Origin of the sequence: Leucobacter insecticola, from assembly GCF_011382965.1 — a bacterium.
Taxonomy (GTDB): domain Bacteria; phylum Actinomycetota; class Actinomycetes; order Actinomycetales; family Microbacteriaceae; genus Leucobacter; species Leucobacter insecticola.
Map to the genome: position 1 here is coordinate 1,903,265 of NZ_CP049934.1, position 23,985 is coordinate 1,927,249.

Sequence of the window (23,985 nt, forward strand, 5' to 3'; positions counted from 1 at the left end):
CAGACATTCTCTAGACTGGACCGCATGACTGTTTCACCGCTGCTCGTTCTTGATTGCGATTCGACCACTATTCAAGACGAGGTGATCGAACTGATCGCGGAGGTTGCGGGCACCCGAGAACGGGTCGCTGAGATCACCGAGCGCGCGATGCGGGGCGAACTCGACTTTTCGGAGAGTCTGGGCGAGCGTGTCGCAACTCTCGCGGGCACCCCCGAGTCGGTGTTCCAGGAGGCCTACGATCGGGTGCGCCTCTCCCCGGGATCCGTGAACTCATCGAGGAAGTGCACGCGCGCGGGGGCAAGGTGGGCGTCGTTTCGGGCGGCTTCCACGAGGTGTTGGATCCGCTCGCGGCGGATCTCGGTCTCGACTTTTGGCGCGCGAACCGGCTTGAGGTGGTCGACGGGCTGCTCACCGGGCGCACGGTCGGGCCGATCATTGACGCGCGGGCGAAGGCAGCGGCGCTCACAGAATGGGCTGCAGCGAGCGGGATCCCGGTCTCACGGTCCGTCGCGATCGGCGACGGCGCCAACGACCTCGACATGATGCGGGTCGCGGGGCTCGGGATCGCCTACAACGGCAAACCGATCGTGCGCGAACAGGCTGACGTCTCGATTGAGGAGGACCTCGCGCTCGTGATCCCGCTACTGCAGCGGTTGGGCTGAGGCTTGACTAGTGGCCCATGCCCGGCCAGCCGCTTGATGCAACGCATCGCGTTGCGCGGCGATGCCGCCGGGGCCGCCCTCGGCCACGGGTATTTGGCATTGAGAGGGTCATTATGTTGCGAAGCAACTCAATGACCCATGCCAAGGCCGCCATCAATGGGGATGACGGCGCCCGAAATGTATGCCGCATCGTCACCGGCGAGGAACGAAACCGCTCCAGCGATCTCGGCCACCTGGCCGAAGCGGGCGGCCGGGATCTGCGATAGGTACTGTTTCTGCTGATCCTCCCCCAACGCCGCAGTCATATCAGTTTCGATAAACCCCGGAGCGATCACGTTGGCTGTGATGCCGCGCGAACCCAGCTCTCGGGTGAGCGAGCGCGCAAAGCCGACGAGTGCCGCCTTCGAAGATGAGTAGTTGATCTGCCCTGGCGAACCGTAGAGCGCCACAACGCTCGACATCAAAATGACCCGGCCGAAGCGTCCCTTGAGCAACCCTTTTGCCGCGCGCTTTACGACGCGGAAGGTACCCGTGAGATTCGTATCGATGACGCTCGTGAACTCCTCCTCTGACATGCGCAGCAAGAGGGTGTCGCGCGTGATCCCCGCGTTGGCCACGATGACCTCGACGGCTCCCAGCTCGGCCTCGATCTGTGTAAACGCGGCGTCAATTGAGGCGGCATCCGTCATCTCGGCGTGCACCGTCAGCGATCCCGCCGGTCCACTGCCCGAGCGGGCGGTGACAGCGACGCGGTGCCCGTCGGCGATCATGCGTTCCGCGATGGCATAACCGATGCCACGGTTGCCGCCAGTCACCAGTACGGTGCGAGAAGTGCTCATGGGGTCCCTTTCAGTTGGAAAAGCGCGTCTCCAAGCCTAGTCGGGGCGAAGCCTCAGCGTGACCGCGTAGGCTAGTTGAGGCATCGGAGAAGGGGCGCATGGCGAAGAACTACAGCGTAACCTCGGCCGGGGTGAACCCCGCCGAGGACCGCGCGCACCGTATGCGCATGTATTTCATGGCGATGTCGCTGCGTGTGCTGTGCATCGGTTCCCTGTTTTGGGTGCGCGGATGGTGGATTTTGCTCGTGGGCGCCGGAGCTGTGTTCCTCCCCTGGTTCGCCGTGATGATCGCAAACGCTGTGGCCCACGGCGGAGAACAAACGCCCGAGGCACCTGATCCGCTGCAGCTGCAGACGGGCACGCAGGAAGCCCCCGTGGCGGAAGAGGCTTCTGAAGTGCTGCTGGTGGTAGATGTGGATCCTGAGCGACGGTCGTCGCGCGCAGATGCCGAACCCGCGACGGAACCCGCGGCGGAACCCGCGGCGGAACCACCGACGGAACCTCCGACGGACCTCCGGAGTGATGAAACGTGAATGCAGCGGTCCTCGGCGGTCTGAGCCTCGGGGGTGAGGCCTCCAGGCGCTTCGAATGCTCGCGTGCCGCCTGCACCCAAGAAGCGAGCTGGGGTATTCAGTGGCGCAACCCCAAGATCCACAGCGAGGATCGACGGAAGACGTGGCTGGCCTGCGACGAACATCTCTCGATGTTGCGTGACTTTCTCGAAGCGCGCTCCTTTCCGTTAACCGTTGTAGGGGTGAGTGAGCTTGATGGCTGAGATGCAGGTGGGGTGGAGCTTTTTGCGATCCCGGCGTTGGATCGGCTACTTTGTAATGCTGCTCGTGTTCTCGATTGCCTGTGTCTGGCTTGGCAACTGGCAGTTTGAGAGACGCGCGGAAGCCCGTGCAGAGATCGCCCGTTTGGACACGAACTACGGTGCGCCCCCCGTGGAACTCGCGCAGGAGCTCCCGACACTCGACGCATTCAACGAGGATCAGCAGAAATGGCGCACAGCCGTCGCTCGCGGGGAGTACGTGGGCGTTCCCTACCTGGCGAGAAACCGGCCGGGTCCGAAAGGAGTCGGATCCGATCTGATCCAAGCCTTTCGCACAGATGACGGCCGGGTACTCTTCATCGATCGAGGCTGGGTGCCAATCGACGGGGTTGAAGGCGACTCCGGCGCTTTTGGTCCCAGCGAGCTCCCCCAAGCCCCATCAGGTCAGACCGTTGTTGAGGTGCGGCTTCGCGCAGGCGAGCCTCAGATCCCGGGCCGTTCCTCGTCCGGGTCGACGGTCGCGAGCATCGATCTGCCTGAACTCTCAAAGTTGACGCAGACCGAGGGCGAGGCGTACACGGCCGCATACGGCATGCTCGTCACGGAGTCCCCCGCTGGCGAGGCAGGTGTGCTGCCGCCGAAACCGGAGCGCGATGAGGGACCGCATCTCTCCTACGCGCTGCAGTGGTACGTGTTCATTTTGATTGCGGCCATCGGTGTGGCGTTTGCGGCGCGGCAAGAGTACCGTTCGCTCAACGCAGGCAGTACGATCGTGCGTGCACAAGATGTCCGGCGAGCTGATCGCAAGGCCCGCAAGGGTCCGACAGACGCCGACATTGAAGATGCAATGCTCGACGCCTGAGTCCCGATCCCGGACAGGCCTGAACGAACGACAGAGGAACCACAGAATGCGGGTAGGAAGACGGGGCGCCCACCGGGGTGCCGGAGCGTTGACGGTGGCTGCGATGTTGGCGGCGGCAGTCATGCTTTCGGGATGCTCAGCGGAGCTCGACCCGGCGGAAGCCCGTGACTCGCTGTCTGTTGTTAACGAGGATCCCGCTCCCCCCAAAGCCGACGAGATCTTTGATGCCGAACTGCATCCGGAACCTCTCGTCGAAGCGCGCGACTGCTCGGCCGTGCTCGTGATCAAAGTTCGCGGCACGGGTGAACCGATGAAGGGTCAGCTCCTCTCCCCCGTCGCGCGATCCATCGTGAAATCACCCGTGGAAGATGTTGCGACGCTTGATCTCGACTATCCGGCCGACACGGACGTCAAAGAGGGCGGCACCGAGGGAGTCAGACTACTCATTGACACGATCAATGTGCAGTCCGACGCCTGCCCGAAAGAGAAGTTTGTGCTCCTGGGATACTCCCAGGGCGCGATGGTGGTGGGCGATGCGCTCGCCGCCGCCGAGCAGCGCATGATCGGCGCGACAGCCGGTGCGATCACGGAGGACGCCGCAAAACAGATTCGCGCGGTCGTGATGTATGGCGACCCTCGATTCAACGGGGAAGAACCGTTCAACGAGGGCACCTTTGACCCCGAGCTTGGCGGGATCATGCCACGGCCGCTGGGAGCACTGGACGATTACGCCGACCGCATCATTGATTTCTGCGTGAAGGGTGACCTGGTCTGCCAGGCGACGCTCGATGTTGCCCAATCCGAGAAGGCGGCCGACAAAGCGCAGAAGCACCACACCGATTACTACAGCAACGGCATGCAGAAGGACGGCTCCGACTTCGTCATCGACCTCCTGAACCCGCGGGTGAAACTCACACGGTAGCCTCGTTGTTGCTCCTTGCGAGCACGTCACCTCCATGCGAGAATGGCCACATATTTGAAATATTTGTGGCTACGGGAGGAATCGTGAACGTCGGCGTTCGGGAGCTGCGCGATGGTTTGAGTCGTAACCTCGCGCTAGTGAAGCAAGGACAGACGGTCACGATCACTGACCATGGCAAGGTTATCGCCAGGATCGTGCCTGCCTCAAACGAGACGATACTTGATCGACTTATTGCGGAAGGGAAGGTGACCCCGCACGAGTCGACAAGGGACCGCTTCCCAGCCCAATAGCTGTGAGTGGAACCGTCAGTGATCTGATCGAACAGCAACGCAGATGAGGTTGTACCTCGATACGTCAGCGATCGTTCCGCTGATCCTGAGCGAGCCTGCAACGGGTCTGTGTTCACAGCTTTGGAAAGCAGCGATTCATGTATCGACAGTTCGAATCGCTTTTGTCGAAGCTGCTGCGGCGCTCGCGATGGCAGAACGCCTTAAGCGGATCTCCGAAGAGCAACACTTGAGCTGTCTCAAAACGTTGCGAAAGCTGTGGGGAATGATCGATGTGGTTGAAGTGAGTGATGATCTCACGGTTATCGCCGCGGATCTTGCCCGCCGACATGGGCTCCGTGGCTATGATGCGGTGCACTGTGCGGCGGCGCTCACGATGAAAGAGGATCCTGCGCTCGTCGCTGCTGCCGGCGACGCTCGGCTACTCGCCGCGTGGCGCGCAATGGGGATCGCCACCTCCGATACGAATAGCGCCCGCGATTACGCCAACTCGATGAGTTCCAGGTAGTCCTTCGACCAGTGATCCTCGGTCGCCTCGGGCATGATGAGCACACGTTCCGGGTTCAACGCCTCCACGGCGCCCTGATCGTGCGACACCAGCACTACGGCGCCCTTGAAGTGCGCGAGCGCGTCCAGGATCTCCTCGCGGCTCGCGGGATCCAGGTTGTTCGTCGGCTCGTCGAGCAGTAGCACGTTCGCGCTTGATACCACCAGCATGGCGAGCGCGAGTCGAGTCTTCTCCCCGCCCGAGAGCACACCGGCAGGCTTCAACACATCGTCACCGGTGAACAGGAACGAACCGAGCACTTTGCGTGCCTCGGTCTCCGTCAGGTGGCTGGACACCGAAACCATATTCTGCAACACGCTCGCCTTGACATCGAGCGTCTCGTGTTCCTGCGCGTAGTAGCCAACCTTCAGGCCGTGGCCGGCAATGATCTCACCAGTATCCGGCTCATCAACCTGCGCGAGCATACGCAGCAGCGTCGTTTTTCCCGCGCCGTTCAGTCCCAGGATCACAACCTTCGCCCCGCGGTCGATCGCGAGATCCACGCCGGCAAAGATTTCGAGCGAACCGTAGGACTTCGAAAGCCCCTCGGCCATCAGCGGAGTTTTACCGCAGGGGGCAGGGTCCGGGAAGCGCAGCTTCGCAACCCGATCAACCTGCCGCACCTCTTCGAGGCTCGACAGCATCTTTTCCGCGCGCGCGACCATCTGGTGGGCGGCAGCTGCCTTCGACGCCTTGGCGCCGAACCGCGCAGCCTGATCCTTCAGCACGGACGCCTTCTTCTCGACGTTCGACCGCTCCTTGCGACGGCGTTCCTCGTCGGCCGCACGCTGCCGCAGGTAGAGCTTCCAGCCCATGTTGTAGGTGTCGATGACCTGCCGGTTCGCGTCGAGATAGAAGACACGGTTGACGGTCTCCCCACGAGGTCGATGTCGTGACTGATGACGATGACGCCACCCTTGTAGGTCTTCAGAAATTCGCGCAGCCACACGATCGAGTCGGCGTCGAGGTGGTTGGTCGGCTCGTCGAGGATCATCGTGTCGGCATCCGAGAACAGGATCCGTGCGAGCTCAATGCGGCGGCGCTGACCGCCCGAGAGCGTGCCGAGCGGTTGATCCAGGATCCGGTCCGGCAGCCCGAGGTTGTGCGAGATCGAGGCTGCCTCGGACTCCGCCGCGTAGCCGCCGAGCGCCTGGAAACGGTCAGTCAGATTGCCAAAACGCTTCATCGCCTTTTCAGCGACGGCAGGATCATCAGACGCCATGTCCTCAGTGGCCTTGGCCATGTTCTGCGTCAGGGTGCCGAGGCCACGCGCGTCAAGGATGCGGTGTCGTGCAAGCTGATCGGGATCGCCGGAGCGGGGATCCTGCGGCAAGAAGCCAAGCTCCCCCGTCACCGTGATCTTTCCCTCCGCGGCTGGCAGCTCCCCTGAGAGCGTGCGCGTCAGAGTCGTCTTTCCGGCACCGTTGCGACCGACAAGTCCGATCTTGTCTCCGGGGTTCACCCGAAACGTGACGCCCGACATCAGGCGGCGGGCACCAACGTCGATCGCGAGATCCTCGACCGTAATCATGTGTGCGTAGAGCTCCTGGGTTCGTGGTCGGGAGCGTATTTCCCGATAGGCAACCTTGCTAGTCTACGTCACTCGAGACCTGTACCCACGCGCCCTGGCCAAGAAGACTAGGCTGGATACACGCTCAACACGATGAGGGAGACTCAAGATGAGTTCTGAAGAAGAAGCGCAGGAAGAGACGAAGCGGAAGTTTCGGGAAGCGCTCGAGAAGAAAAAGCAACAACAGTCCCAGCCGCGCGGCAAAGGGCGTGCATCTGGTTCGGGGCCGATCGGGCACACTCAAGGCCCAGCGAGTCATCAGCGCGAGTTCCGCCGCAAGAGCGGCTAAGTAAACGCAGAGCGCTCCTCACCTGAGTTGGAGAGGAGCGCTCTGCGTTAGATCGAAAATCCCAACTGCCTTTCGGCAGGGCTTTGGGACGGAAACAGCCCACTGGGCTGTTTCCAGTTTCGATTCCTAGATCGAAAATCCCAAAGCCCTCATCATATCGCGGCCGTCATCGGTGATGCGTTCCGGGGTCCACGGCGGCATCCACACCCAGTTGATGCGGAACGCGGTCACAAGCCCGTCAAGGGACTCGGCGATATCGTTCTCGATGACATCGGTGAGTGGGCATCCAGCACTGGTCAGCGTCATACTGATGACCAGTGCATCATGCTCTTCATCAAATGCCAGATCATAGATCAAGCCGAGATCAACAATGTTGACACCGAGCTCGGGATCCGAGACATCTTTCAGCGCCTCGATCGCTTGCTCGCGGAAATCGGGGTCGATCGTCTGCGGAATGGTTACGGTCTCGTCACTCATAGCGCTAGCTTACGCTGCTACGCGTCAACCAGGAAGCGGTCGTAGCCCTCTTCCTCAAGACGGTCAGCGAGCTCCGGGCCGCCCTGTTCCGCAATGCGGCCGTTCACGAACACGTGCACGAAGTCGGGCTTGATGTAGCGCAGGATCCGCGTGTAGTGCGTGATCAGCATCAGGCCGAGGCCGGTGTTGTCCTTGGCGCGGTTGACGCCCTCCGATACGATCTTGAGCGCATCGACATCGAGCCCGGAGTCTGTCTCGTCAAGCACGGCAAACTTCGGGGTCAGCAGTTCAAGCTGCAGGATCTCGTTGCGCTTCTTCTCGCCGCCAGAGAAGCCCTCATTGACGTTGCGCGACGCGAAGGACTCATCCATGCGGAGGTTATCCATCGCGGTCTTTACTTCCTTCATCCAGCCGCGGATCGCAGGAGCCTCACCATCGATTGCGGTCTTCGCGGTGCGCAGGAAGTTCGCGTTGGTGACGCCGGGAATCTCGACGGGATACTGCATGGCTAGGAAAAGCCCCGCCTGCGCGCGTTCGTCGACGCCCATCTCGGTGACCTCTTCACCGTCAAGGAGGATCGATCCGCTCGTGACCTCGTAGCGGGGGTGCCCAGCGATCGCGTAGGCGAGCGTCGACTTACCAGAGCCGTTCGGGCCCATGATGGCGTGGGTTTCGCCCTGCTTAATGGTCAGGTCAACACCCCGCAGGATCTGCTTTGCACCCTGCTCGGTTTCGACGCTGACGTGCAGGTCTTTGATCTCGAGAACTGAACTCATGACTAAATCTCTTTCGTAACGTTGGGGTCGATATACACGTCGCCGTCTTCGATTTTGACGACATAAACGGGGACCGGCTCGTAGGCCGGCAGATTCTGGGGTTTGCCGGTGCACAGCGAGAATGCGGAGCCGTGGGCCCAGCATTCAAGGGTGTCACCCTCCACAAAACCCTCGGAGAGGCTGATCTGGCCGTGGCTGCAGGTGTCTCCGATCGCGTGGACGTCGCCGTTCGCATCGAGGACGACCGCAATCGGGACCTCATCAACGACAACTCGGGTTGCCTGATCCTGAACCAACTCGCTGAGCGCGAGCACCTTCTGCGCCGCCATCTAGATGGAACTCTCGGCGAGCTCAGCCTCGATTGCAGCCTGCAGTCTTGACTCAGTCTCTTCGTGGCCGATCTTGGCGACAACCTCGAGCAAGAATCCGCGCACGACAAGCTTGCGCGCTTCCTCCTCGGAGATGCCGCGGCTCATGAGATAGAACAGGTGCTCCTCATCGAATCTGCCGGTTGCCGAAGCGTGGCCTGCCCCTCGATATCGCCCGTCTCGATTTCCAGGTTCGGGATCGAATCGGCGCGGGTGCCCTCGGACAGCACCAGGTTTCGGTTCTGCTCGTAGCTGTCGGTGCCGGTTGCGTTGCGTCGAATCAACACGTCGCCGATCCACACTGTCCGTGCGCCCTCGCCCTGCAGCGCACCCTTGTAGGTAACGCGGCTGCGGGTGTGCGGGGCATCGTGATCCATGTACACCTGGTGTTCGAGGTGCTGGCCGGCGTCGGCAAAGTAGGCGCCGAAGGCCTCTCCGTTTGCGCCCTGGTGATCGAGATGGAGCGAGGGATTCAGGCGCACAATGCTGCCGCCGAGGGAGACCACGATGTGAGTGAGCGTTGCGTCGCGTCCGATTGTGGCGTAGTGGCTCGCGAGGTGGATCGCGTCACTCCCCCACTGCTGCACGGAAACGAGCGTCAGCTCGGCGCCGTCACCCACCACGATCTCGACGTTTTCGGTGAGCTGCGCCGATCCGGTGTTCTCGACGATAACCAGACCGCGGCTGTGGGGCGCCGCCTCAATGATGGTGTGCGCTGCACGCGGAGCGGCATCGAGCGAATCGCGCTTGATGGTCGCGGTGACCTGAGTGCCGTCGTTGTTTGCATCGACCGTAATCAGCTGCGCCTCCTGGAAAGCGCTCCAGGCGGCCGCAGCCCCGCGTTCCTCGGGGAGGCCCGCGCGGCCGATGCGTTCATCGTTGCGGGAGATCCACTCAGCGGAGAGACCCGCAATGCTTGGTATGGTGACCGGGATCCGCGAGCCGTCGAGTTCGCCGTTCAGTAGCGCATCGAGCTTCTGAACGGGGGCGAATTTCCAGACGGCTTCGCGACCGGTGACCTTCTCGAAGGCCCCAACGTCGGTGGATTTCGGTCGCTCTGAACGTGTCTGCACCGGGATGCGATTCTCCCAGTCTCCGTCGGAGTGTGCTTTCAGGCCGTGCTGAGCGGTGTCTGTCGTAGCTTCAGCTGTGGTCATTATCCGACGGATCCTTCCATGCCCATTTCAATGAGCTTGTTCAGTTCGAGCGCGTATTCCATGGGCAGTTCACGAGCGATCGGCTCAATGAATCCACGCACAATCATCGCCATGCCCTCTTCTTCCGCCATTCCGCGGCTCATCAGGTAGAACAACTGCTCTTCGCTGACGCGGGAGACGGTCGCCTCGTGGCCGAGCTGCGCGTCATCAGTGCGAATGTCGATTGCCGGATAGGTATCGCTGCGCGAGATCCGGTCAACGAGAAGCGCGTCACACACCACCGAGTTGGCGGAGTGGTGGGCCGAAGCCTCAATACGTACTTCACCGCGGTAACCCGTGCGCCCGCCGCCGCGCGCGATCGACTTCGCGAGGATCGACGACTGCGTGTTCGGAGCAAGGTGAATCATCTTCGCGCCGGTGTCCTGGTGCTGGCCAGGACCCGCGAACGCAACCGACAGGGTCTCGCCCTTGGCGTGCTCACCGGTGAGATAGATCGAGGGGTACTTCATGGTGACCTTGGAACCGATGTTGCCATCGACCCACTCCATCGTTGCGCCCTCTTCGGCTACCGCACGCTTGGTGACGAGGTTGTAGACGTTCGTCGACCAGTTTTGGATCGTCGTGTAGCGCACGCGAGCGTTCTTTTTCACGATGATCTCGACGACGGCGGAGTGCAGCGAGTCGGACTTGTAAATCGGCGCCGTGCAACCCTCGATGTAGTGCACGTAGCTGTCTTCGTCGGCGATGATGAGGGTGCGCTCAAACTGCCCCATGTTTTCCGTGTTGATCCGGAAGTAAGCCTGCAGCGGGATCTCGACGTGCACGCCCTTGGGAACGTAGACGAACGAGCCACCCGACCACACGGCCGTGTTGAGAGCAGCGAACTTGTTGTCACCTGAGGGGATGACGGTGCCGAAGTACTGCTCAAAAATCTCGGGGTGTTCGCGAAGCGCGGTATCGGTGTCGAGGAAGATGACACCCTGTTCTTCCAGGTCCTCGCGGATCTGGTGATAGACAACCTCTGATTCGTACTGCGCCGCAACACCCGCGACGAGGCGTTGACGTTCGGCCTCCGGGATCCCGAGACGCTCGTAAGTCTCCTTGATCTCCTCGGGCAGCTCCTCCCAGGTGGTCGCCTGCTTTTCAGTGGAGCGCACGAAGTACTTGATGTTGTCAAAGTCGATATCCGAAAGATCCGCGCCCCATGAGGGCATCGGCTTGCGGTCGAAGATCTGCAGCGCTTTGAGTCGTCGCTCCAGCATCCATTCCGGTTCGTCCTTGAGTGCTGAGATCTCGCGCACTACCTGCTCACTGAGGCCACGTTTGGCAATCGCGCCTGCCTCGTCGCTGTCGTGCCAGCCGAATTCATACTGGCCCAAGCCCTCAAGCTCCGGCCGGTCGATCAATACCTCGGGCATGATCCCTTCCTCAATTCATTGTCGTGCTCGTTGGACTACAAGACGAGAGCGCGGGCTCTCATGCTAGGCCCTGCAGCGGTGCAGTAGTCTGGACCGTGGACGGCACCGATGCTTCCGGTGACGTGTTTCTCCGGGGCGTTCGCCGTTCCCAACCACAGCTTCCCATTCTACAGATTCCAGGCCAAAACGGGAGGGAATCACGCAGTCAGCGTAAAATGGGTTGTCGCCGAGAGGAGCACCCTTTGTCTGCCGCTAACACCACCGCTGCGCCGGAGCTGTCGTTGAAAGAACGGTGGATGCCCGACCGGGTGACGCGACGCGTGCGCGCACTCGCGTGGTGGGTGTTCGCAACGCAGGTCCTCATCATCGCAACCGGCGGTGCGGTGCGGCTGACGGGTTCCGGCCTCGGGTGCGACACATGGCCCAAGTGCACCGCCGATTCGTTCGTGAACAACCCAGAGATGGGTATCCATTCCTACATCGAGTTTGGCAATCGAACGCTGACGATTCTGCTTGAGGTTGTTGCGATTCTTGCTCTGCTTGCGGTGTGGCGATTCCGGCAGCAGCGCCCCGACCTGTTTTGGCTGACCGTCGTACCAACGCTCAGCGTGCTCGTGCAGGCCGTTGTCGGCGGCATCGTGGTGTGGAGCGGTCTGAACCCCTACCTCGTCGGGCTGCATTTCTTTGCGAGCCTCGTGCTGGTGGTGCTCGCGGCGCTCCTGGTCTTGCGCGTCTACACCGGCCCGGGACCGCGCCGACTCGTGGCATCCGCTCCCCTGCTGCAGATGGCTTGGCTGGCCACGATCTTCGGGTTCGTCGTTGTCGCGCTCGGGATCCTGACCACGGGCTCCGGCCCCCACGCCGGTGACGGCGGAGCGCTGCGAAACGGGCTCGATTCTGAGACGATCCAGACCGTGCACGTGGTCGCGGCCTACGGCACGCTGCTCTTCACGCTGATGACGCTGTTCCTTGCGCGGCGCGAACGCGCGTACTCGGTGTCGCGTTGGGCTGGCTGGACGATTGTGGTGATCCTCGCGCAGATCATTGTCGGCATCGTGCAGGCGCGGTTGTCGTTGCCTCCGGTCTTGGTGGGGCTGCACATGGTGCTCGCGTGCCTCCTCGCTGCGGGTGTGTTCCTCGCCCTCGTTGAAACCCGACAGCCCAGCCGGGGTTCGCAGCTTCGCTAGGATCGTCGCCAACAACAGGTTCGCGTGTCACGGATATGCTCTAAACCTTCCGGTATTCACATATCCATGACACGCGAGGCGGGACATCTCATGCGGTGCGAGACGCCCTAGTGTCCTGTGTCGCAAGTTCGTTCACGAGTCCACGAACACACCGCTGCCTCTCCACGGCCAAAGCTGGGTGTTCTCCGCGCAATCGGTGCTTCAGGACGAAGGGTTATTTCCTGCGCTCCGGAGGAGTCGCAGGGTCCTCGGTGGCAGATCGGATGCCGAGGACGCGAAACACTTGTGAGAAGATTCTGCGTCTCTGGCGTTGTAGCGCCACAAGTGGTACGCCGTTGCCGAGCCTGCGTTTCACCGCCGAGCCTGCGGTTCCTGACGGCAAGTTCGACGGTGAAACGCAGGCTCGGCAAGAACCCGCGATCACACTCTCGTCTACGAAGAGCGCACAATCTCCGAATCACGCGCCGAGTGGACGTGGCCCTGGACAAGCAGCCACGCTCCGAGAAGGATCGACGCCCCTAACGGGGGCAGAATTTCGCGTGTGCTGAAGCCTGAGGTTGCGAGACGCGCGCCCTGTGCGGCTGATGCCTTCGGCTGTTCTGGGGCGAGGGGCACCGCAGGTGTCCGAGGCGTCTCAGATTCTGGTCTCTCGGGTGCCGGAGGAGACGTGGTGGTGGGTGGCGGTGAGGTCACCGTGCCCTCGGGAACGTCCGGCTCGGGGTTCTCTGGGTCCGGGTTTTCTGGATCGGGATTCTCTGGGTCGGGATTTTCCGGGTCAGGATTCTCTGGGTCGGGGTTCTCCGGGTCGGGATTCTCTGGGTCGGGATTCTCTGGGTCGGGGTTCTCCGGGTCAGGGTTCTCTGGGTCGGGATTCTCTGGATCGGGGTTCTCCGGGTCAGGGTTCTCCGGGTCAGGGTTCTCTGGGTCCGGGTTTTCTGGATCCGGGTTTTCTGGATCCGGGTTTTCCGGATCGGGGTTCTCCGGATCTGGGTTTTTTGGATCTGGGTTTTCTGGATCTGGATCTGGGTTCTCGGGATCTGGATTCTCCGGATCGGGGTTCTCCGGATCCTCCGCCTGTGGGATAAACGGATAGGCGTGGAACTCGCCACCCTGTCCCCCGAGCCTGTCGGGCGTGTGGGTGAGGCTGCCCGCGGTAAAGAACCTGCCACTGAAGCCCGCCACCGACACGGTCGCCGTGCTCCCGGCCTGCCCGATCAGCGCGCTGCCCTGGAACTGGGCGGGGCCGTGAAACGTGACGCTCGTGGCGTTCGGGAAATTCCACAGCATGCGGTCTCGGAGCTTATTCCAGGTGCCGCTGTCGTTGAGGTCCCCGCTGTAGGTCGCGAGGCGCACATTGCTTCCCATGAGGTTGATGATGACGGTTGCGTCAGCGGGAATACCCTGAAACGCGAACTCAAGCGAGCCGCCGTCTGGGGACTCGAGCGACTGATTGCTTTGAAACACCTGCACCGGTGACTCGCCGTCCCCCCGGAAGGTAGCACGCCACGAGGAAACACTGACGGTTCCCGTCGTGGGGAGCGCAGCATAGGTGTCGCTCGTGCTCCTCAGAGTAGATTGTGCGTCGGCGTACATTTGTGTCGCTCCTGCATCGGTGATAACTCCGCCCCCTCTAGTGTGTCCGTTGCCGATTCGCTGCCCGCCCAGTCGGATGTACCCGCGCTCCGCGATAAGGGTTGAGCCGCTCGCCACATCAAGGTTGCCGCCGACGGTCAAGTAATCGCTGCCGTCGGGCGGAGACACGCGAGAACCAACACCCGCGACGCCAATGTTGTAGTTGCCAACCGGAGACTTGTTGACTCGGAAAGTGCCGAGTGTCACGATGCGACCTTCCATTTCTGCGACATCTCCGGTGACGGTGATGTCTCCGCCCGCGAAGACGTTGATTGCCGCGTCCCGGTGACCGCGATCGATGTTCGTTCCTGGGGCGGGGAACTTATCAGGGCATTTTGCACCGACACATGGACCTGGGCCGAAGTACTCGAGGCTGTCTTGAACACTTTGTGACGGGATAGATTGTTCAAGGGAGCTGCGCAAACGGGCCGCCTCTCGGGTGCGAAAACGCTGCTCTGAACTGGTCGCGAGAGCGGGTGCCGCGCCGAGGAGAACGACGGCCGCGACCGACAGAAGTACCAGGCAAACGTTCGCAAACGCGCGAAGAGACGGAATCAGAATGTTACGCCAAATGGGCATGGGAGACTCCTTAAATGTCTGAGCGCAGTCAGCGCTCCTCCCGAGTGGAGCAGCCCCGTTCTCTTGTCCGGGGTAGTGCTTCCGAGAAACAGCCTATTCCTGTGAGAAAACCGTGTGCAATGCGGGTGTAGAAATGCTCCACATCGCTCACCACGCTGTGGTTTTGATGCTGTAGTCAGCAGAAAACTTGGGATGAGAGGTGTGTTGTAGTTTGTGCAGAAGGCTCATTTCTGTCAGTGAGCCTGGCGGTTTAGAACGGCAGGAGTGGATCAATCGCGATCGCGAGGGAGAGTACCGAGAGATAGGTGATCGAGCCGTGGAAGACCTGCATCGGCTTGCCCTCTTGTCCCCGAATGGCGTGGCCGTAAAGGCGATGCGCCTGCATGATAAAGTACCCGCCCGAGAGGATGGCCACGCTGGCGTAGATCCAGCCAATGCCCTCTGCCGGCAAAAGGAGCAGGCTCGACGCAACGGTCGCCCACGCATAGAGGATGATCTGCAGGCCAACGGTTGCGCGGCCGCGCACGACCCCGAGCATCGGCACGCCGGCAGCGGCATAGTCCTCGCGGTAGCGCATCGACAGCGGCCAGTAGTGCGGCGGGGTCCACAGGAAGATCACGAGGAAGAACACCCAGGCGGGCCAGTCGAGCGTACCCGTCACCGCGGCCCAGCCGATGAGTACCGGGAAGCAGCCAGCGATCCCACCCCAGATGATGTTCTGTTCACTGTGGCGCTTGAGGACGATGGTGTAGATCACCACGTAGAAGAAGATGGCCCCGGCCGAGAGGGCGGCAGCTAGCCAGTTGGTGGTGAAGTACAGCCACACCACAGACAAGATGCCAAGTACCCAAGAGAAGATGAGCGCGTTGCGGTCAGAGATCTCACCGGTGACCAAGGGGCGGTTCTTGGTGCGCTTCATCTTGCGATCCATGTCGCGATCGAGATAGCAGTTGAATGCCCCCGCTGATCCCGCGCTCATTGCGCCCCCCAAGAGGGTTGCAAGCACCAGCCAGAGGTCCGGAAGTCCACCCCGTGCGAGGATCATTGCCGGGACAGTGACAACAAGAAGGAGCTCCATCACCCGGGGTTTAGTGAGGGCGACGTAGTTCTTGACAGTGCGACCGAAAGGGCGCGGTGAGCGCTCTTCGCTGGACTGAGTGGAGGCTGAGATCTCGGTGGACATCACGCTCTATCGTACCCCGCCTGCCGGTAGGATTGGTGAGTGTGTGCGAAAGCGGCGCGCGGACGTTCCTTAGAGAGGGTATGCATTGGGAAACGAACTGCAGTGGGATGACCTCGATAGCCTCGCGGTCGACACCGCGAGAGTGCTCGCGGCTGACGCGGTCGAGAAGGTTGGAAACGGGCACCCGGGAACGGCGATCAGCCTGGCTCCCGTCTCGTACCTGCTGCACCAAAAGGTGATGCGGCACGACCCCTCCGATGCCGACTGGATCGGACGAGACCGCTTCATTCTCTCTGTTGGGCACTCCTCGCTAACCCAGTACGTGCAGCTCTATCTCGGTGGCTACGGTCTTGAACTTGAGGATCTTAAGGCGCTTCGCACCTGGGGATCAAAGACTCCGGGTCACCCGGAATACGGGCATACCGCGGGCGTTGAGATCACGACCGGCCCGCTCGGCCAGGGCCTCGCCTCCGCTGTCGGTTTCGCCTACGCCGCCCGCTACGAGCGCGGGCTGTTCGATCCCGAGGCAGCCCCGGGCACGAGCCCCTTCGACCACTTCATCTACGTGGTTGCCGGGGACGGCGATCTGCAGGAGGGCGTCACGAGCGAGGCGTCTTCGCTCGCCGGTCACCAGGAACTCGGCAACCTGATTGCTATCTACGACTCCAACCAGATCTCCATTGAAGATGACACGGACATCTCCTTTACCGAGGATGTCGCACAGCGCTACGAGTCCTACGGCTGGCAGGTGCTCGAGGTCGACTGGAAGAAAACCGGCGACTATATTGAGGATCTTGCCGAACTGCACGCAGCCATCGAGGCAGCGAAGGCAGAGGGCTCCAAGCCCAGCCTGATCATCCTGAAGACCATCATCGGATGGCCCTCCCCTGGTAAACAGAACACGGGCGGAATCCACGGCGCAAAACTCGGTGGTGAAGAACTCGCGGGCCTCAAGCGCGCGCTTGGTTTCGATCCCGAGCAGCACTTTGCGGTCGCCCCCGAAACGATCGCGCACACCCGCAAGGCCGTCGCTCGCGGCGCAGCGGCCCGCGCCGAGTGGCAGGTGTCGTTCGACGCATGGGCGGCAGCGAACCCCGAGCGCAAAGCACTCTTCGACCGGATCGAGGCGCGAGAACTTCCTGCAGAAGCTGCGGACGTCCTCCCCCAGTTCGAGCCCGGCACGAGCGTCGCAACGCGCTCGGCAAGCGGCAAGGTACTCGCAGCGCTCGGACCCGTGATGCCCGAGCTGTGGGGCGGATCCTCAGATCTCGCGGGATCGAACAACACCACGATTCCCGGCGTGCCCTCCTTCGTGCCCGCGCGCCGGTCGACGTCAAGCTGGCAGGGCGACCCCTACGGCCGGGTGCTGCACTTTGGGATCCGCGAGCACGCGATGGGCGCGATCCTGAACGGGATCCAGTTGCACGGCAAGACCCGCAGCTACGGCGGCACCTTTCTGATCTTCAGCGATTACATGCGTCCCGCTGTGCGCCTTGCAGCACTCATGAACGTGCCGAGCATCTTCGTGTGGACGCACGACTCGATCGCGCTCGGCGAGGACGGCCCGACCCACCAGCCGATCGAGCAGCTCGCGACGCTGCGGGCGATCCCGAATCTCGCGATGGTGCGCCCTGCCGACGCGAACGAAGTCACCGTCGCGTGGCACGAGATGCTTTCGCGGCACGCCGGGCCCACCGGGATCGCGCTGACACGCCAGAACGTGCCGGTGCTTCCCCGCGGCGGCGACTTTGCCGCGGCCGAGGGCGTGCGGAAGGGCGCGTACGTGCTCGCGGACTCCCCCACCGGCTCAATCGACGTGATTCTGATCGCGACCGGATCTGAGGTGCAACTCGCCGTGGAGGCGCGTGAGCGCTTGGCTGCTGATGGCATTGGCGCCCGCGTGGTGTCGGCCCCCTGTCTCGAGTGGTTCGCCGAGCAGAGTGAGGAGTACCGCGCAAGCGTGCTGCCAGCAGATGTCACAGCGCGCGTCAGCGTCGAGGCCGGGCTCGCGCTCGGCTGGGAACGCTACGTCGGTGACCGCGGCCGCTCGGTCTCCATTGAGCACTTCGGTGCCTCGGCCGATTTCGAGACGCTGTTCCGCGAGTTCGGGATCACCGCAGACGCTGTTGTGGCCGCGGCCCGCGAGAGCCTGGGGCGTAAGTGACGAGCCCTGCAGAAATGACCACACCCACCGCGGCCTTGAGCCAGGCTGGTGTCAGTATCTGGCTGGACGATCTCTCGCGGGACCGCATTGAGAGCGGCAGCCTGCGAGAGCTCATCGCATCACACGATGTTGTGGGGGTCACCACGAACCCGACGATCTTTGCCAGTGCGATTGGTGGCGGGGCCGGTGACGGCGTTGGGTACGGCGAGCGGATCGCGGCCTGTGCCGAGCGTGGACTCAGCGTAGGCGAGACGATTGTCGAACTCACCACCGGCGATGTCGCTGATGCCTGCGACATTTTTGCGGAAGTGTTCGCGGCGAGCGACGGCCTAGACGGCCGCGTGTCAATCGAGGTTGAGCCCGGGCTCGCCCACGATGCCGCCGGTACCGCGGCTCAGGCTCGCGATCTCTGGCACCGCGTGGATCGCCCGAACGCGATGATCAAGATCCCCGCTACGCTCGAAGGCCTTGATGCGATCACCGAGACGATCGCTGCGGGCATCAGCGTGAATGTCACTCTGATTTTCAGCCTTGAGCGCTACCGCCAGGTCATCAACGCCTACATGACGGGCCTCGAACAGGCACGGGCCGCGGGGCACGACCTCTCGAAGATCCACTCTGTCGCCTCTTTCTTTGTGTCGCGCGTCGACTCCGAGATTGATGCGCGACTCGACGCGATCGGTACACCCGAGGCGCTCGCGCTCAAGGGGCAGGCCGGTGTCGCGAACGCCCGCCTCGCCTACGAGGTGTTTGAGCAGTCGTATCGTAGTGAGCGGGCGAACTTCCTCTCCTCGCTCGGAGCGAACCCGCAGCGCCCGCTCTGGGCGTCGACGGGTGTCAAGGATCCCGCGCTTCCCGACACGCTGTATGTCTCTGAGCTTGTCGCGCCAAGCGTCGTGAACACGATGCCCGAGGCGACGCTGCGCGCCTTCGCCGATCACGGCACGGTCCGCGGTGACACGGTCAGCTCGGAGTACCTCGAATCCAACCAGCTGCTCAACGCGCTTGATGCGCAGGGCATCGACTACCTCGAGGTTGTTGCGAAGCTCGAATCGGAGGGCTGCAGAAGTTTGACGCCTCCTGGGCCGAGCTGTGCGACACCGTGAGAAAGGCACTTCAGAAGTAGCCGTGACTATTCAACTCAGCGCACCATACACCCATGAGAGCCCGGGCGTTTATCGCGCCGGCGTTGATCGCGAGCTCGCCGCACTCGTGCGGGATCGCGTCGCTAGCCGGCTCTTTGCGCTTGATGCCTCGTTGTGGGGACCGGAGGCCGCCGCAGAGGCGGCTATTCGGCTGGGATGGACCGACTTCCAAGCGAGTGCAGGCGCCGTCGTCGCCGACGCCGAGAAGCTGCGAGAGGAACTGCGCGCGCGCGGCATCGACCGAGTGGTGCTCTGCGGGATGGGCGGATCGAGCCTCGCCCCCGCCGTGATCTGCCGTTGGGCAGGTGTTCAGCTTGTCACGCTCGATTCAACGCACCCCGCGGCCGTCCAAGCTGCGCTGGGAGGCGAGCTCGCCCGCACCGTAGTCGTAGTGAGTTCCAAGTCCGGTGGCACGATCGAAACGCTGAGCCATCGCGCTGCATTCACTGCCGCGTTTCGCAAGGCCGGTCTTGACCCGGCGCAGCACATTGTCGTTGTCACGGATCCGGGGTCAGCGCTCGAGGCTGACGCGAGCGCGGTCGGTCAGCGGGTCTTCCTCGCGGATCCAAACGTCGGCGGTCGCTTTTCCGCGCTCACCGCATTCGGGCTCGTGCCCTCCGTGCTGGCCGGCGCCGATGTGCGTCCACTGATTGCAGAGGCGGCCGCGGTACGCGATGCGCTCGCGAGTGACTCCGCTTTGAACCCAGCCCTCGTGCTTGCCGCTGCAATCGCACAGGATCTGCCCGAGAAGTATGTGCTCGGAATCGTGGCGGATGCCGATGCGCGCTGGGGGCTGGGATCCTGGATCGAGCAGCTCGTCGCGGAGTCCACGGGGAAGAGCGGCCGAGGCGTGCTCCCGATCGCACTGCCCGATGATGCGGCTGAGCTTGTGCGGCGGCCCCTCAACACTCGAGTTGTGCGTTTGGCGGCTGGCTCTCGCTCGCTCGCGGGATCTTCAGAAGAACTCACCGTTGCTGCCCCGCTCGGCGCGCAGCTGCTGCTCTGGGAAACTGCAACGGCGGTACTCGGACGGCTTATGGGTATTGATCCCTTCAATCAGCCCGACGTTGAGTCCGCCAAGCTGGCAGCGCGCGCACAGTTAGACGCAGCTACGCCAGCACCGCGGCATGACAGCGTCTCCCCCGCGAGCCTCATCACTACACTGCGCGCGAGCCTGCCCGCAAACGGTTATCTCGCGATCCAGGCCTACCTTGATCCAGAGGGGCCCGCTGCACCGCTGCTGCACGAGCTGCGCAACGGTCTCGCTGATGCGCTGGGCGCTCCCGTGGCGCTGTGCTGGGGCCGCGCTATCTACACTCGACCGGGCAGCTGCACAAGGGTGGACCCGCGCTCGGTGTCTTCCTGCAGGTCACGGAGCAGGATCTTGAACCGCTTGCGATCCCCGGTTCTGACAACGGTTTTGACGCGCTCATAGCAGCGCAGGCCCGAGGCGACCGCGAGGTGCTGGAGTCGCGCGGCCGCACTGTCGTAACAATCGCGAGCGGTGATCCCGCAGCGGCCATCCGCGAAATCCTCGAGCTTTAGCTAATCGCGACCCCAAATAGCAGCCCAATAAGATAGGTGGCCGCCATGGTTGCGGAGCCCATCAACACATTTCGCATGATGGCCGGTAGGAGCGGCGCCTTACCCAGGCGCGCGCTGATCCAGCCGGTCAGAAACAGCCCAATAACAACCGAGGAGGCTGTCACAATGATCGTGAAGTCCCCCGCGATCAACGCGAGTGCGAGCGGAATCAACGCGCCAACCGTGAACGCTACGAAGGACGAGAATGCCGCAACCCACGGGCTCGTGAGTTCCTCCGGGTCGATACCCAATTCGACTTCGGCGTGAGCCGCAAGCGCATCATGCGCAGTGAGTTCCTCCGCCACCTTTCGGGCGAGACCCGCTGAAAGCCCGCGCTTGCGATACAGTCCGGTGAGCTCCGCAAGCTCGGCGGCAGGTTGTTCCTCCAGCTCTTGGATCTCTTTCACAATGAGCGCCTTCTCGGTATCGCGTTGGGTGCTCACGGAGACATACTCGCCGCCCGCCATGGAGAAGGCTCCGGCGACGAGAGCGGCGATTCCGGCGGTCGCGATTGCCGCGATGTTGCCAGGGGTTGCAGCAGCGACACCCACCACCACACCAGCCACGGAGACGATACCGTCGTTTGCGCCGAGGACACCGGCCCGAAGCCAGTTCAGGCGTTGACCGATTTTTTCGTCGCTGTGCGATTCATGCAGATGGTGAATCGCAGCTTCGATTTCACTGTGTTCGATACTCATGCCCTTATGCTCCCCCTTATGTACCCTCTTCGCAAGGAAGGTGAGGCTCACATAAGTGAGGGAGAGTTAGCGTATCGAGATGCTATTAGGCCGTGGCCTTCGCGGTGCCGCGGCGCTGACGCAGCTTCAGCAGCGCAGCTTCAAGAAGCTCTTCGGCTTCCTCTGGCGTGCGGCGCTCCTTCACGTATGCCAAGTGAGTTTTGTACGGTTCGTTCTTTAAGAGAACGGGAGGGTTCTCCTTGTCCCTGCCAGCGGGGAGACCGGTGGTGGGGAATCAATCTGTTCAGGAATGTCTTCGTCGTCGACATCGGCCGCAAAGTAGCGAACCGTCTCGTTACCGAGGGCGTCCCAGTATGAGATCTGGATGCGTTCCGCTCGTGCGCCGTGATCCTTCTCGCCCATAGGGCCGGATCCGACGCGGGCGCCACGAATGGCGTTACTGCCTGCCACGAATTACCTCTCTAAAATTCCAAGCGTTAGACCACTGAAAAACGGGTGATGAGCCCGAGTGCGATGATCGTTACAACCCAGACCAGCGACACCACGATCGTGATGCGATTGAGGTTGCGTTCCGCAACACCCGATGAGCCAAGGCTGGAGGTTACGCCGCCACCGAACATGTCGGAGAGGCCGCCTCCGCGGCCCTTGTGCAGCAAAATGAAAAGCGTGAGGAGCAAGCTCGTGATCACGAGAATAACGATCAGTGCGATCTTGAGGATGAGCACGCGGTCACCGTTCCTGCTTCTAGGGATATTCTGGGTTGAGGCTTTTGAGAAAGCCGTTGACGCGATGCGCCAGATACGAGTATAGCGGCAAAGGGAAGCCGGGCGAACAGCTACGCCGCGGTGACGTGTTTTTTGAACTGCACAATGCGGGAGAATTCATCGGCCTTGAGGCTCGCTCCCCCGACCAGAGCCCCGTCAATGTTGGGCTGGCGCAGGTAGCTGGCGATATTCTGGCTCGTCACCGATCCGCCGTAGAGTACGCGCGTCGCGGCTGCCACATCGTCGCCGCGGAGATCCCGCAACGACTCGCGGAGCGCCCGCGCAACCTCTTCGGCCTGCTCGGATGTAGCCGGCTCGCCACTGCCAATCGCCCAAACGGGCTCGTAGGCAACCACAAACTCGGCGTCTGCGGGCAGCTTTGCGACCGCCGCAGCAAGCTGAGCGAGCGGGATCGCCGCTGCGCCGTGAGTCTCAAGATCTTCGGCGGTCTCGCCAACGCAGATCACCGGAACAAGCCCTGCTGCCTGTGCGGCGCGGGCCTTCTCGCCAACAAGCTCATCGCTTTCGGAGTGACCGTGACGACGCTCTGAATGCCCTACCAACACGTAGGCGGAGTCGAGCTTAGCGAGCATCTCAGCGGAGATATCGCCGGTGTAGGCACCCGCTTGCTGAGGAGAGACATCCTGCGCACCGAGCTTCAGCGCGAGTTTGTCGGCTGCGAGCAGCGTCTGTACCGACCGCAGATCGGTGAACGGTGGGAACACCGCGACCTCGACCTCGCCGAAGTTGTGCCTGGCATCTTTGAGGCTCCACGACAGCTTTTGCACGAGCGCGATCGCTTGCAGGTGGTCGAGGTTCATCTTCCAGTTTCCCGCAATGAGCGGGATCCGGTTGACAAGTGGGAGTGGCTCTTTCAGCTCGGGGATCTGGTCGTTCATGCGAGTACCTCCAGGCCGGGCAGTTGGGCGCCCTCAAGAAATTCCAGGCTTGCGCCGCCGCCGGTTGAAATGTGGCCGAATTGTTCGTCTGCAAAACCGAACGCTCGCACGGCCGCTGCGGAGTCTCCCCCGCCCACAACGGTGAAGCCTTCGGTTTGGGTGAGAGCCTCGGCGACGGTGCGGGTGCCGGACGCAAAGGCGTCCATCTCGAACACTCCCATAGGGCCGTTCCAGAACACGGTTGCCGACTCGGCAATGATTTCTGCAAACGCTGTCGCCGACTCCGGGCCGATGTCGAGGCCGATCCCGGCCGCCCCAAAGCTCGATGACTCGATCGCATCAGCAGCAACGGTTTCGTGGGCGGCGTCGGGGGCAAAGCGCTCTGCCACGACGATGTCGGTGGGAAGCAGGATGCGGACGCCGCGTTTTTCTGCCTCCGCAAGATAGCCGCGGACGGTGTCGAGCTGGTCCTCCTCAAGAAGACTTGCTCCGACAGAGTGCCCCTGAGCTTTCAAGAACGTAAACAGCATGCCGCCACCGATCAACAGGGTGTCAACCTTGTCGAGGAGGTGCGCGATGACGCCGAGCTTGTCGGATACCTTCGAACCGCCGAGCACCACCGTGTAGGGGCGCGCGGGATCCTCGGTCAATCGTCGCAGTACCTTGAGCTCAGCGTCGACAAGACGCCCTGCAGCGCTCGGAAGCATCTCCGCGAGGTCGGTCACGCTTGCCTGGGAACGGTGGACGACGCCGAAACCATCGGACACAAACGCGTCAGCGTATGCGGCGAGCTGTTTCGCAAATGCGCGCCTCTCGGCGGCATCTTTGCTCGTCTCCCCCGCGTTAAAGCGGAGGTTTTCGAGCAGCAGGATGTCACCGTCACCCAGTGAGGCGACCGCGGCGGCGGCTTCGTCTCCAACGGTCTCCGGGCAGAACTGCACCGGAGAGCCGAGGAGTTCAGCCATGCGCGTTGCGACGGGACGAAGCGAAAAACGATCCTCTGGCTCACCCTTCGGGCGCCCCAGGTGGCTGATCAGTACCAGCTTCGCCCCGGCGTCGCGCAGCTCACGAATCGTGGTCAGTGAGGCGCGGATCCTGCCGTCGTCAGTGATGACGCCGTCTGAGAGCGGCACGTTCAGATCACAGCGCACGATAACCGTGCGGCCTGCGAGCGTACCGAGGGCTTCGATCGTGCGCATCACCG

21 protein-coding genes and 5 pseudogenes are annotated in these 23,985 nt (G+C 62.4%); 12 read left to right on the forward strand and 14 right to left on the reverse strand.

Annotation, left to right across the window (positions count from 1 at the left end; all coding sequences use genetic code 11):
• Positions 1 to 24: 24 nt before the first annotated feature.
• Positions 25 to 662: pseudogene (serB, locus tag G7067_RS08785) on the forward strand (phosphoserine phosphatase SerB).
• A 128-nt stretch (positions 663 to 790) separates the two neighbouring features.
• Here serB and fabG read toward each other — a convergent pair.
• Entirely contained in the window at positions 791 to 1,501 is a 711-nt protein-coding gene (gene fabG, locus G7067_RS08790; RefSeq protein ID WP_166323569.1) for a 3-oxoacyl-ACP reductase FabG, read from the reverse strand.
• A gap of 98 nt (positions 1,502 to 1,599) precedes the next feature.
• Here fabG and G7067_RS08795 point away from each other — a divergent pair, with 98 nt between their 5' ends.
• From G7067_RS08795 to G7067_RS08820, 6 genes are all read left to right on the forward strand, one after another.
• Complete coding sequence (locus G7067_RS08795) at positions 1,600 to 2,034, forward strand: DUF3099 domain-containing protein (RefSeq protein WP_166323571.1); 435 nt, start codon at positions 1,600 to 1,602, stop codon at positions 2,032 to 2,034.
• Positions 2,031 to 2,276, forward strand: a complete 246-nt coding sequence (locus G7067_RS08800; protein ID WP_205881112.1) for a hypothetical protein — start codon at positions 2,031 to 2,033, stop codon at positions 2,274 to 2,276. Before G7067_RS08795 ends, G7067_RS08800 begins: the two co-directional genes overlap by 4 nt.
• Complete coding sequence (locus G7067_RS08805; RefSeq protein ID WP_166323573.1) at positions 2,269 to 3,135, forward strand: SURF1 family cytochrome oxidase biogenesis protein; 867 nt, start codon at positions 2,269 to 2,271, stop codon at positions 3,133 to 3,135. Before G7067_RS08800 ends, G7067_RS08805 begins: the two co-directional genes overlap by 8 nt.
• A gap of 46 nt (positions 3,136 to 3,181) precedes the next feature.
• Positions 3,182 to 4,057 carry a cutinase family protein gene (locus tag G7067_RS08810; RefSeq protein ID WP_166323575.1) on the forward strand — a complete coding sequence of 292 codons (876 nt, stop codon included), beginning with the start codon at positions 3,182 to 3,184 and terminating at the stop codon, positions 4,055 to 4,057.
• A gap of 83 nt (positions 4,058 to 4,140) precedes the next feature.
• On the forward strand, positions 4,141 to 4,347 hold the full coding sequence (locus tag G7067_RS08815) for a type II toxin-antitoxin system Phd/YefM family antitoxin (protein ID WP_205881113.1): 207 nt from the start codon (positions 4,141 to 4,143) through the stop codon (positions 4,345 to 4,347).
• A gap of 43 nt (positions 4,348 to 4,390) precedes the next feature.
• Complete coding sequence (locus G7067_RS08820) at positions 4,391 to 4,852, forward strand: type II toxin-antitoxin system VapC family toxin (protein ID WP_166323577.1); 462 nt, start codon at positions 4,391 to 4,393, stop codon at positions 4,850 to 4,852.
• Here G7067_RS08820 and G7067_RS08825 read toward each other — a convergent pair.
• A pseudogene (locus G7067_RS08825) lies at positions 4,825 to 6,422 on the reverse strand (ABC-F family ATP-binding cassette domain-containing protein). The gene G7067_RS08820 and the pseudogene G7067_RS08825 overlap by 28 nt on opposite strands.
• 148 nt (positions 6,423 to 6,570) lie before the next feature.
• On the opposite strand from G7067_RS08825, the gene G7067_RS08830 reads away from it, so the two are divergent.
• Entirely contained in the window at positions 6,571 to 6,750 is a 180-nt protein-coding gene (locus G7067_RS08830) for a DUF5302 domain-containing protein (protein WP_166323579.1), read from the forward strand.
• 126 nt (positions 6,751 to 6,876) lie between these two features.
• Here the strand turns inward: G7067_RS08830 and G7067_RS08835 are convergent, their stop codons facing one another.
• From G7067_RS08835 to sufB, 5 genes and pseudogenes are all read right to left on the reverse strand, one after another.
• A complete protein-coding gene (locus G7067_RS08835) occupies positions 6,877 to 7,227 on the reverse strand; it encodes a metal-sulfur cluster assembly factor (RefSeq protein WP_244301030.1) in 351 nt (116 codons plus the stop codon).
• A gap of 17 nt (positions 7,228 to 7,244) precedes the next feature.
• Positions 7,245 to 8,003, reverse strand: coding sequence for a Fe-S cluster assembly ATPase SufC (gene sufC / locus G7067_RS08840; protein ID WP_166323581.1), 759 nt, complete (start codon positions 8,001 to 8,003; stop codon positions 7,245 to 7,247).
• Between the two features lie 2 nt (positions 8,004 to 8,005).
• Entirely contained in the window at positions 8,006 to 8,332 is a 327-nt protein-coding gene (locus G7067_RS08845; protein ID WP_166323583.1) for a non-heme iron oxygenase ferredoxin subunit, read from the reverse strand.
• Positions 8,333 to 9,528: pseudogene (gene sufD, locus G7067_RS08850) on the reverse strand (Fe-S cluster assembly protein SufD).
• Positions 9,528 to 10,946: a Fe-S cluster assembly protein SufB gene (gene sufB, locus G7067_RS08855; protein ID WP_166323585.1), complete on the reverse strand. Its 1,419-nt coding sequence runs from the start codon at positions 10,944 to 10,946 to the stop codon at positions 9,528 to 9,530. Before sufB ends, sufD begins: the two are co-directional and overlap by 1 nt.
• Positions 10,947 to 11,188: 242 nt before the next feature.
• On the opposite strand from sufB, the gene G7067_RS08860 reads away from it, so the two are divergent.
• Entirely contained in the window at positions 11,189 to 12,133 is a 945-nt protein-coding gene (locus tag G7067_RS08860) for a COX15/CtaA family protein (protein WP_166323587.1), read from the forward strand.
• 432 nt (positions 12,134 to 12,565) lie between these two features.
• On the opposite strand, the gene G7067_RS08865 is transcribed toward G7067_RS08860, so the two are convergent.
• The gene (locus G7067_RS08865; protein WP_166323589.1) at positions 12,566 to 14,344 is read right to left on the reverse strand and encodes a choice-of-anchor A family protein; all 1,779 of its coding nucleotides are present in this window, start codon (positions 14,342 to 14,344) and stop codon (positions 12,566 to 12,568) included.
• Between the two features lie 250 nt (positions 14,345 to 14,594).
• Entirely contained in the window at positions 14,595 to 15,527 is a 933-nt protein-coding gene (locus G7067_RS08870; RefSeq protein ID WP_166323590.1) for a heme o synthase, read from the reverse strand.
• Positions 15,528 to 15,612: 85 nt separating this feature from the next.
• On the opposite strand from G7067_RS08870, the gene tkt reads away from it, so the two are divergent.
• The 3 genes and pseudogenes from tkt (at position 15,613) to G7067_RS08885 (ending at position 20,271) form a co-directional block, all read left to right on the forward strand.
• The gene (gene tkt / locus G7067_RS08875; RefSeq protein WP_166323591.1) at positions 15,613 to 17,691 is read left to right on the forward strand and encodes a transketolase; all 2,079 of its coding nucleotides are present in this window, start codon (positions 15,613 to 15,615) and stop codon (positions 17,689 to 17,691) included.
• A gap of 14 nt (positions 17,692 to 17,705) precedes the next feature.
• Positions 17,706 to 18,817: pseudogene (tal, locus tag G7067_RS08880) on the forward strand (transaldolase).
• A gap of 2 nt (positions 18,818 to 18,819) precedes the next feature.
• Positions 18,820 to 20,271: a glucose-6-phosphate isomerase gene (locus tag G7067_RS08885; protein WP_341872816.1), complete on the forward strand. Its 1,452-nt coding sequence runs from the start codon at positions 18,820 to 18,822 to the stop codon at positions 20,269 to 20,271.
• A 106-nt stretch (positions 20,272 to 20,377) separates the two neighbouring features.
• Here the strand turns inward: G7067_RS08885 and G7067_RS08890 are convergent, their stop codons facing one another.
• From G7067_RS08890 to G7067_RS08910, 5 genes and pseudogenes are all read right to left on the reverse strand, one after another.
• On the reverse strand, positions 20,378 to 21,118 hold the full coding sequence (locus G7067_RS08890) for a VIT1/CCC1 transporter family protein (RefSeq protein ID WP_166323592.1): 741 nt from the start codon (positions 21,116 to 21,118) through the stop codon (positions 20,378 to 20,380).
• 85 nt (positions 21,119 to 21,203) lie between these two features.
• Positions 21,204 to 21,520, reverse strand: a pseudogene (locus G7067_RS08895) (RNA polymerase-binding protein RbpA).
• 74 nt (positions 21,521 to 21,594) lie between these two features.
• Complete coding sequence (gene secG / locus G7067_RS08900) at positions 21,595 to 21,843, reverse strand: preprotein translocase subunit SecG (protein ID WP_166323593.1); 249 nt, start codon at positions 21,841 to 21,843, stop codon at positions 21,595 to 21,597.
• 110 nt (positions 21,844 to 21,953) lie between these two features.
• Positions 21,954 to 22,781, reverse strand: coding sequence for a triose-phosphate isomerase (tpiA, locus tag G7067_RS08905; RefSeq protein WP_166323594.1), 828 nt, complete (start codon positions 22,779 to 22,781; stop codon positions 21,954 to 21,956).
• Positions 22,778 to 23,980, reverse strand: coding sequence for a phosphoglycerate kinase (locus G7067_RS08910; protein ID WP_166326008.1), 1,203 nt, complete (start codon positions 23,978 to 23,980; stop codon positions 22,778 to 22,780). Before G7067_RS08910 ends, tpiA begins: the two co-directional genes overlap by 4 nt.
• Positions 23,981 to 23,985 lie beyond the last annotated feature (5 nt).

Bases quoted from the DNA above. Each gene is read 5' to 3' on its own strand.
- fabG (WP_166323569.1), bottom strand. From the start codon at position 1,501: ATGAGCACTTCTCGCACCGTACTGGTGACTGGCGGCAACCGTGGCATC.
- G7067_RS08795 (WP_166323571.1), top strand. From the start codon at position 1,600: ATGGCGAAGAACTACAGCGTAACCTCGGCCGGGGTGAACCCCGCCGAG.
- G7067_RS08805 (WP_166323573.1), top strand. From the start codon at position 2,269: ATGGCTGAGATGCAGGTGGGGTGGAGCTTTTTGCGATCCCGGCGTTGG.
- G7067_RS08810 (WP_166323575.1), top strand. From the start codon at position 3,182: ATGCGGGTAGGAAGACGGGGCGCCCACCGGGGTGCCGGAGCGTTGACG.
- G7067_RS08820 (WP_166323577.1), top strand. From the start codon at position 4,391: ATGAGGTTGTACCTCGATACGTCAGCGATCGTTCCGCTGATCCTGAGC.
- G7067_RS08830 (WP_166323579.1), top strand. From the start codon at position 6,571: ATGAGTTCTGAAGAAGAAGCGCAGGAAGAGACGAAGCGGAAGTTTCGG.
- G7067_RS08835 (WP_244301030.1), bottom strand. From the start codon at position 7,227: ATGAGTGACGAGACCGTAACCATTCCGCAGACGATCGACCCCGATTTC.
- sufC (WP_166323581.1), bottom strand. From the start codon at position 8,003: ATGAGTTCAGTTCTCGAGATCAAAGACCTGCACGTCAGCGTCGAAACC.
- G7067_RS08845 (WP_166323583.1), bottom strand. From the start codon at position 8,332: ATGGCGGCGCAGAAGGTGCTCGCGCTCAGCGAGTTGGTTCAGGATCAG.
- sufB (WP_166323585.1), bottom strand. From the start codon at position 10,946: ATGCCCGAGGTATTGATCGACCGGCCGGAGCTTGAGGGCTTGGGCCAG.
- G7067_RS08865 (WP_166323589.1), bottom strand. From the start codon at position 14,344: ATGCCCATTTGGCGTAACATTCTGATTCCGTCTCTTCGCGCGTTTGCG.
- G7067_RS08870 (WP_166323590.1), bottom strand. From the start codon at position 15,527: ATGTCCACCGAGATCTCAGCCTCCACTCAGTCCAGCGAAGAGCGCTCA.
- G7067_RS08890 (WP_166323592.1), bottom strand. From the start codon at position 21,118: ATGAGTATCGAACACAGTGAAATCGAAGCTGCGATTCACCATCTGCAT.
- tpiA (WP_166323594.1), bottom strand. From the start codon at position 22,781: ATGAACGACCAGATCCCCGAGCTGAAAGAGCCACTCCCACTTGTCAAC.
- G7067_RS08910 (WP_166326008.1), bottom strand. From the start codon at position 23,980: ATGCGCACGATCGAAGCCCTCGGTACGCTCGCAGGCCGCACGGTTATC.